Origin of the sequence: Streptomyces atratus, from assembly GCF_014648655.1 — a bacterium.
Lineage (GTDB): Bacteria > Actinomycetota > Actinomycetes > Streptomycetales > Streptomycetaceae > Streptomyces > Streptomyces atratus.
In genome coordinates this window covers 1-2140 of the sequence record NZ_BMRN01000155.1, presented here as the reverse complement: position 1 = coordinate 2140, position 2140 = coordinate 1, and the positions used below count along the sequence as shown (strand labels likewise).

The 2140-nt window shown below is 67.4% G+C and carries 2 protein-coding genes; one reads left to right on the top strand and one right to left on the bottom strand.

Annotated features, from left to right (window positions below):
• Window positions 1-38: 38 nt before the first annotated feature.
• Window positions 39-689, bottom strand: coding sequence for a hypothetical protein (locus IEZ15_RS43755; RefSeq protein WP_189282492.1), 651 nt, complete (start codon window positions 687-689; stop codon window positions 39-41).
• A 138-nt stretch (window positions 690-827) separates the two neighbouring features.
• Between IEZ15_RS43755 and IEZ15_RS43750 the strand changes: the two genes are divergently transcribed.
• A complete protein-coding gene (locus IEZ15_RS43750) occupies window positions 828-1661 on the top strand; it encodes a PIG-L family deacetylase (protein ID WP_114248442.1) in 834 nt (277 codons plus the stop codon).
• Window positions 1662-2140 lie beyond the last annotated feature (479 nt).

Sequence of the window (2140 nt, the reverse complement as noted above, 5' to 3'; positions counted from 1 at the left end):
GCCGGTAAGGAGCTTCCAGGCATTTCGGACCGTGCGCGTTAGCGATATATGCGGCAAAGCATGTCGAAACGTTCGACGCGAACCAACATCAAACGCCCACTGAGAACGCCAGGCTTGGGGACGTTCACTGCGTGCTTCACCAGGGCGATTTGTGCGGCGAGGGCTTCACCACATGCCTCGGCGAGGCCGACCTGCTCGTGTACGAGGCCGTCGGCCAAGAATGCGTCGGACAGGCTGAAGGTCGCCAAGTTGGTGTGGGTGAAGACGCTGACGGTGTGGCCGGCCTTGCGAGCTCGACGCGCGAGGCCGATGACCTCGGCGTGTCCGTGGACGTCGGCGCGGTGACCGAGATGCGACCCGCGGCGGCGGCCGTGCGGATGGCGGGGTGGGAGAAGTCGCGTTGCAGGGCGGCTTCGGCGGCGGCCGGCAGCGTTCCGCTCGGGTCGCGGTAGCTGAGCGGTGGCAAACGGATCTTGTCGGCGCCAGGCAGCCGCATCGCTGTGGCCGATCCGGGCGTCGGCGTCGATGTGCTTGAAGCCCGCGTAGATGCACTGGTTGGCGTCGCCCAGCAGGATGCGCTGCAGTGCGACAGGACAGCAGGTCGCGCCTGTACCTCGTTCGCGTTGAAACCCGAAGCCTTGAGGCCACGGCTGCGGCGGGAACAGCCGGTCCGGTCGGCACGGTTGCATCGACCGAGGGACCGGCGCCGCACGGGCGGGGACACGGAGACCACAAGGTCGTCCACCCCACCAGGATCCGGGCCCCCGGGATCGCGGTACGCCCGCCGCGCGCTCGGACCAAGACGTATTTCTGTGGAGGAATGCTTCATGACTGACCGGCTCTTGACGCTCATGGCAGTGCATGCCCACCCCGACGACGAGGCCACCGGAACCGGAGGGGTCCTCGCGCGGTACGCGGCAGAAGGCATCCGCACGGTTCTCGTAACGTGTACCGACGGCGGTTGCGGTGACGGACCGGGGGGTGTCAAGCCGGGTGATCCCGGGCATGATCCGGCGGCCGTCGCCTTGATGCGCCGTCAAGAACTTGAGGAGAGCTGTGACGTCCTGAAGGTCAGCGATCTGGAGATGCTGGATTATGCCGACTCCGGGATGATGGGCTGGCCGAGCAACGACGCCCCCGGATCCTTCTGGCAGACCCCCGTAGAGGAAGGCGCCGACCGACTTGCGGAACTCATGCGGCACTACCGGCCCGATGTCGTCGTCACCTACGACGAGAACGGCTTCTACGGCCACCCCGACCACATCCAGGCCCACCGCATCACGATGGCGGCGCTGGAGATGACCGCACTGACACCGAAGGTGTACTGGACGACGATGCCCCGCTCGATGATGCAGCGGTTCGGGGAGACCGTGCGCGAGTTTCATGAGGACATGCCGGAGCCGGATCCTGCCGAGGCCGCCGCGATGGCCGAGATCGGCCTCCCCGACGATGAGATCACCACGTGGGTGGACACCATCGCATTCAGCGGTCAGAAGTTCGACGCGTTGGCCGCGCACGCCAGTCAGGGCGAGAACATCTTCTTCCTCAAGATGGGCAAGGAGAGGTTCGGCGAGTTGATGGGCATGGAGACCTTCGTACGTGTCCAGGACGCCACTGGCGCGGCCATACCCGAGAACGATCTCTTCGCCGGACTGCGCTGATCCGCCCGTCCGACCGGGGCCCGTCCGACCGGGGCCCGTCCGACCGGGCCCCGGGGAAAGCTCATCGGCCGCACGGCGCGATCGAGCGGGTCACACACCCGGAGGCTTGTCCACGCGAGTTCCGCTCCGGCAGCCCGCGTCCAGGCACTCGTCGGCGGCGTCGACGAGTGCCCGCACTACTGACCCGACACCGCGCTCGTCCCAAACCACTTAGCAACCGCACAGGTGGGAGACCTGCGGGCTGCTGACTCGGAAGGTGCGCGACAGCCCAGATCGACCCGGCCCCGCGCCGCTCCGGCCCCACCTGGCGCGACTTCCTCACAGCGCAGGCTCAGGGGATCCTTGCCGCGGACTTCTTCCCTATCGACACGGCCCGGGGCAAGCGCCTGTACGCGATGGCGTTCATCGAGCACGGCACCCGGAGACTGCACCTCACCGGGGTGACCACGCACCCCACCGCGCAGTGGGCGGCACAACAG

Coding starts and splice junctions, on each gene's coding strand:
- IEZ15_RS43755 (WP_189282492.1), bottom strand. CDS start 689: ATGCAACCGTGCCGACCGGACCGGCTGTTCCCGCCGCAGCCGTGGCCT.
- IEZ15_RS43750 (WP_114248442.1), top strand. CDS start 828: ATGACTGACCGGCTCTTGACGCTCATGGCAGTGCATGCCCACCCCGAC.